We start from the raw sequence: 5,466 nt of genomic DNA, 5'->3' as shown, positions 1-5,466 counted from the left end.
GGCCGCGCCCGTTCCTTCGGCGACGTCCGTCGCCGAATCCGTGCTGCTCGATCAGTCCGCGCCGAAGCCGACCGTCACCTCGCCGGATTTGCAGCCGGGCGGCCAGCCGCCGTCGGACGCGCCGCAGCGCTAGAGCGTTTCCGGGGGAGGTCATGAGCGAAGAGACGCCCCTTCCGATCGCCGATCCGACGACCACCCGATCGATCTTCGACTGGCTCGAACGGTTTGCCGCCTGCGTCAGGGCGGTCGACTATGCCGCCGCCCGTCCGTTCTGGCATTCGCACATCATCTCGTTCGGCACCTATCAGGAGCTGATCCACGGCCGCGCGCGCTGGACCGAGATGCAGTGGGACAACGTCTGGCCGCGCACCGCGGATTTCGCCTTCGATCTCGCGCATACTGAGGTGCTGATCAGCAGCGACGGTCGCATGGCGACCGTGATCACGCCGTGGACCAGCACCGGCTTCAATCCGGACGGCAGCCGCTTCGACCGACCAGGGCGGGCGACCATCATTCTCGCGCGTCAGGCTGACGGGCGCTGGCTCGGCATCCATTCCCACATGTCGCTGCGTCGCGGCGTGCCGCAGGACAGCCACGGCAGCCGGCCGGTCAAGGCCCACTGATCGCTATGCATGATGGATTTGGATCGAATGGGTTCGACAACGGCTTCGTTTCACCTCTCCCCAGCGGGGAGAGGTCGATTTGCGCAGCAAATCGGGTGAGGGGCCGCGGCGCTAACGAGAGACCGCAATCCCTCACCCGGCGCTGCGCGCCGACCTCTCCCAAGGGAGAGGTGAAGCCCCGCCGCTGCTCCAGCTCAACCTAATCTCAGCGCGCTTTAGATGATCTGGCGGGTGCGCCGCGCCACGCTGCGGCGTTCGTCGATGTGCGGCCCGTAGGCGGTCTGCGCGTCGGCCAATGACCCACGCCGCAGCCCGCGCGTCTGCGGTTCGTGCGCGGCAGTTGCGATCAGGTGAGCCAGGAATGAAGGGTCCCCGTGGGGCAACGGGATCTTGGGCGCCCAATGGGTGGTCACGGCCAGCGGCACCAGAGCCGTGCTGGTCGGCCCGGCGGTGTCGGTGAACTCGCCGTCGAGGACCTCTGACTGATCGATATCGCGCATCGCCTGCGACCCGTTGGAGCGTCATAGTCTGGGACGTTGCGTCCCTCTGCAACACCCTCATGGCAAGGGTCATGCCCGCCATCCCCAGTTCGTTCCGCAGCAGTCGAAAACGTGGTTTCCAGATTATTTATCAACTTCTCCTAGCGTTGGATTCACCGGAACCACTATCTTGAGAGCGTGTAGAATCACCGGGTGCCGTCCCAAATCGAGACATGTTCGATGCCCCCTGTCCCGCCAGCTGCCAGCATCCTCGCCTCGCTCGGCCAAGCGACATTCGCCTGGGATCTGGCGAGCGACGCGATCGCCTGGAGCGACAATGTGGCGACGGTCTTCCCTGATATCCCGGACGCGGCGCTCGCAAGCGGCAGTGAGCTCGCAAAGCTGATCGAGCCGTCGCGCAGCATTCGCGTCGACGCGCTCGGCCAGACCGCGCCGGCGCGGAGCGGGGAGCCGGTGCCTTACCGGATCGAGTATGGCGTGCGCGCCGTCACCTCGGCGCCGGTGATCTGGATCGAGGAGACCGGGTGCTGGTTTGCCGGCGCCGACGGCAGGCCGGCGCGCGTGCAGGGCGTCGTCCGCATCAACAATGAGCGGCACGCCCGCGACCAGCAGCTGTTGAAGCTGTCGCGGCATGATCCGCTGACGGGCGAGCTCAACCGCACCCATCTGATCGCCTCGCTCGCCGAGAGCATCGAGGAGTGCGCCCGCTTCCGCACCTCCTGTGCCTTCATGCTGATCGGCATCGATCATCTGGCGCGCGTCAACGATGCCTTCGGTTTCGATGTCGCGGACGCCGTCATCGCCGAGGTGGCAAAGCGGATCCGCGCCCGGCTGCGCAGCGGCGACATGCTCGGCCGCTTCTCCGGCAACAAGTTCGGTCTGATCCTGCGTAACTGCACCGTCGACGACACCAACGTCGCGGCCGAGCGCTTCCTTGCCGCGGTGCGCGACGAGGTGGTGCCGACCAAGTCCGGCCCGGTGTCGGTGACGGCATCGATCGGCGCCGTCACCATCCCGCGTCATGCGAAGTCGGCGGAGGAGGCGGTCAATCGCGCCCAGGAGACGCTGGATGCCGCCAAGAGCCGCCGCGCCGGATCGTTCGCGCTGTGGAAGCCGAATGTCGAGCGCGATGCGCAGCGCCGCGTCAACATCCGCGTCACTGACGAGATCGTCACCGCGCTGAACGAGCGCCGCATCGTGATCGGCTTCGAGCCGGTGGTCGATGCGCGCTCGCGGCAGCCGTCGTTTTACGAGTGCCTGGTCCGCATGGAGCAGGACGACGGCCGGGCGCTGCTGGCGCCCGACATCGTGCCGGTCGCCGAACGGCTCGGCCTGATCCGGCTGGTCGATCATCGCGTGCTGGAGCTTGCGATCGCCGAGCTCGCCGCAGCCCCCGGCGTGCAGCTCAGCCTCAACATCTCGCCCGACACCACGATGGATCCGGACTGGTGGGCCACTATCGAATCCTTGATGCGCGCGCATCCCGGCGTCGGCGAGCGGCTGATCGTCGAGATCACCGAGACGGTCGCAATCCAGGACATCGACGACGTCCGAGGCTTCGTCACCCGGCTGAAGAATTTCGGCAGCCGGATCGCGATCGACGATTTCGGCGCCGGCTACACCTCGTTCCGCAACCTGCGCAAGCTCGGCGTCGATATTGTCAAAATCGACGGCGCCTTCGTGCAGAACATCGTGCGCTCGGCGGACGACCGCGCCTTCGTGCAGACGCTGATCGATCTCGCGCGCCGGCTTGAGATCAAGACGGTCGCCGAATGGGTGCAGGACGAGGAAGCCGCCGTGATGCTGCGCGAATGGGGCTGCGACTTCATCCAGGGCCGCCTGATCGGCCTCGCCTCGCCGGACCGGCCGTGGAATGCACCGGCAGAGAAGGCCGTCCCCGCCACGGGCTGATCACTGCGCCCAGCTAACGGTGTCGTCCCGGCGAAAGCCGGGACCCATACGCCGCGGCTTATCAATGAGGCGATCTGGCAGACGCCTCGTTCAAGCAACATGCATTGGTGGTTGGGTCCCGGCTTTCGCCGGGACGACGATGCGGTGAGGTACGCGCGCAAGAACGAAAACCTACTCGTCCTTCTTCGCCGGCTGCGACATGCGCTCGAGGCGTTCCTGCATGTCCTTCATTTGGCGGCGCAGGTCGTCGATGTTGCCGTCGTCAGGTGTCGGCTCCGGCACCTTCTCGGTCTCCGTGCCGCCGCGCTGCGGCACGAATGGCTTGAACATCGAGAAGGTCTGCTGGAACAGCTCCATGTTGCGGCGGACCTGTTCTTCCAAGGGCGCAAACGGCGTGCCGCTCAGGGCACCCGCGATCTGCTTGCGGAATTTCTCCTGTTCCTTGGTCAGCGTCTCGATCGACTGCTCGAGATACTTCGGCACCACCATCTGCATGCTGTCGCCATAGAACCGGATCAGCTGGCGCAGGAACGTGGTCGGCAGCAGGTTCTGTCCGGCCTTGTTCTCCTGCTCGAAGATGATTTGCGCGAGCACGGAGCGGGTGATGTCGTCGCCGGTCTTCGCGTCGTAGACGAGGAAATCCTCGCCTTCCTTTACCATCGCCGCGAGATCCTCGAGCGTCACGTAGGTGCTCGTACCGGTATTATAGAGCCGCCGGTTCGCGTATTTCTTGATCGTGGTCGGTTGTTCAGATTTTGCCATGGGCTCTCACTTCAACACCGAAGAACCTGGAACCCCACGGCATCGCCGCAGGGCAAAATGCAACGCATCGCAGCAAAGGTAAGCATTTTCAAAGCGGTTCGGCTACAGTTTTGTGCTGTGCGGTTAATTCCAAAGCATAGGATTTGCTCAGGAATGTACCAAGAGCGTCATTTTGAGTGCGCCGCGGCGCGATTTGCGCGACAGTTCGATTGACATGGCTCAATGAGCTTTACAGGATAGTCGTTAAGAGACAGGTCCGCCAAACCGGCCGCCCGCCGTCGAGAAACCCAGCTACAACCCATAGGAGATGTCCATGTCAGACGATGTCGTCATCGTCAGCGCCGCCCGCACCCCGGTCGGCAGCTTCAACGGCGCGTTCGCCACCACGCCGGCCCACGACCTCGGCGCGATCGCCATCAAGGCGGCGCTGGAGCGTGCCGGCGTCGAAGGTGGCCAGGTCTCCGAAGTCATCATGGGCCAGATCCTGACCGCGGCGCAGGGCCAGAACCCGGCCCGCCAGGCCTCGATCGCCGCCGGCATCCCGGTGGAAAGCCCGGCCTGGGGCGTCAACCAGCTCTGCGGCTCGGGCCTGCGCACGGTGGCGCTCGGCTACCAGGCGCTGCTCAACGGCGATTCCTCGATCGTCGTGGCCGGCGGCCAGGAATCGATGAGCATGGCCCCGCATGCGCAATATCTGCGCGGCGGCGTCAAGATGGGCGGCCTCGAGCTGATCGACACCATGATCAAGGACGGCCTGTGGGACGCCTTCAACGGCTACCATATGGGCAACACCGCCGAGAACGTCGCCAAGCAGTACCAGATCACCCGCTCGCAGCAGGACGAGTTCGCAGTCGGTTCGCAGAACAAGGCCGAGGCGGCGCAGAAGGCCGGCAGGTTCAAGGACGAGATCGTCCCGGTCACCATCAAGTCCCGCAAGGGCGATATCGTGGTCGACGCCGACGAGTATCCGCGCCATGGCGCCACGCTCGACGCGATGGCCAAGCTCCGCGCCGCCTTCGAGAAGGACGGCACCGTGACCGCCGGCAACGCCTCGGGCATCAATGACGGCGCCGCCGCCGTCGTGCTGATGACCGCCAAGGAAGCCGCCAAGCAGGGCAAGAAGGTGCTCGCCCGCATCGTCTCGTGGGGCCAGGCCGGCGTCGACCCCAAGATCATGGGTACCGGTCCGATCCCCGCCTCGCGCGCGGCGCTGAAGAAGGCCGGCTGGAACATCGCCGACCTCGACCTGATCGAGGCCAACGAGGCGTTCGCCGCGCAGGCCTGCGCGGTCAACAAGGACCTCGGCTGGGATCCGGCCAAGGTCAACGTCAATGGCGGCGCGATCGCGATCGGCCATCCGGTCGGCGCGTCGGGTGCGCGCGTGCTGGTGACGCTGCTGCACGAGATGCAGAAGCGCGATGCCAAGAAGGGCCTCGCGACGCTGTGCATCGGCGGCGGCATGGGCATCGCTATGTGCGTTGCACGCGACTGAACAAAAGGCAGCGAGGCCGGCTAGGTGATGAAAAGATCATCTGTCAACCGCGACGCGAACTGATAGAAAAGATGCCCGGCTTTGCGCCGGGCATTTTTGTTTTCCACGAGCATGATCCGGAAAAGTGTGAAGCGGTTTTCCGAAAGGATCATGCTCAAAAGGGAGCTGAAGCGCGACG

Annotated in this window: 5 protein-coding genes; 3 read left to right on the top strand and 2 right to left on the bottom strand. The window is 65.1% G+C overall.

The features are described from left to right. Positions 1 to 152 precede the first annotated feature (152 nt). Positions 153 to 623: a YybH family protein gene (locus AC628_RS40715; RefSeq protein WP_074132428.1), complete on the top strand. Its 471-nt coding sequence runs from the start codon at positions 153 to 155 to the stop codon at positions 621 to 623. A 215-nt stretch (positions 624 to 838) separates the two neighbouring features. Here AC628_RS40715 and AC628_RS40710 read toward each other — a convergent pair whose 3' ends face one another. Next, on the bottom strand, positions 839 to 1,123 hold the full coding sequence (locus AC628_RS40710) for a hypothetical protein (RefSeq protein ID WP_074132427.1): 285 nt from the start codon (positions 1,121 to 1,123) through the stop codon (positions 839 to 841). Between the two features lie 219 nt (positions 1,124 to 1,342). Here AC628_RS40710 and AC628_RS40705 point away from each other — a divergent pair, with 219 nt between their 5' ends. Next, on the top strand, positions 1,343 to 3,034 hold the full coding sequence (locus tag AC628_RS40705; protein WP_074132425.1) for a putative bifunctional diguanylate cyclase/phosphodiesterase: 1,692 nt from the start codon (positions 1,343 to 1,345) through the stop codon (positions 3,032 to 3,034). Between the two features lie 171 nt (positions 3,035 to 3,205). Here the strand turns inward: AC628_RS40705 and phaR are convergent, their stop codons facing one another. Continuing rightward, complete coding sequence (phaR, locus tag AC628_RS40700) at positions 3,206 to 3,796, bottom strand: polyhydroxyalkanoate synthesis repressor PhaR (protein WP_050404779.1); 591 nt, start codon at positions 3,794 to 3,796, stop codon at positions 3,206 to 3,208. Positions 3,797 to 4,109: 313 nt separating this feature from the next. Between phaR and AC628_RS40695 the strand changes: the two genes are divergently transcribed. Beyond that, positions 4,110 to 5,288 (top strand): acetyl-CoA C-acetyltransferase, encoded by a 1,179-nt coding sequence (locus tag AC628_RS40695; RefSeq protein WP_050425846.1) that lies wholly within the window; start codon positions 4,110 to 4,112, stop codon positions 5,286 to 5,288. The last annotated feature ends 178 nt before the right edge of the window (positions 5,289 to 5,466 follow it).

It is taken from the genome of Bradyrhizobium sp. NAS96.2 (genome assembly GCF_001908235.1).
Taxonomy (GTDB): Bacteria; Pseudomonadota; Alphaproteobacteria; order Rhizobiales; family Xanthobacteraceae; genus Bradyrhizobium.
Note: the sequence above shows the minus strand (reverse complement) of the source record. Positions and strands in the feature narration are given on the sequence as shown.

Coding starts and splice junctions, on each gene's coding strand:
- AC628_RS40715 (WP_074132428.1), top strand. CDS start 153: ATGAGCGAAGAGACGCCCCTTCCGATCGCCGATCCGACGACCACCCGA.
- phaR (WP_050404779.1), bottom strand. CDS start 3,796: ATGGCAAAATCTGAACAACCGACCACGATCAAGAAATACGCGAACCGG.
- AC628_RS40710 (WP_074132427.1), bottom strand. CDS start 1,123: ATGCGCGATATCGATCAGTCAGAGGTCCTCGACGGCGAGTTCACCGAC.
- AC628_RS40695 (WP_050425846.1), top strand. CDS start 4,110: ATGTCAGACGATGTCGTCATCGTCAGCGCCGCCCGCACCCCGGTCGGC.
- AC628_RS40705 (WP_074132425.1), top strand. CDS start 1,343: ATGCCCCCTGTCCCGCCAGCTGCCAGCATCCTCGCCTCGCTCGGCCAA.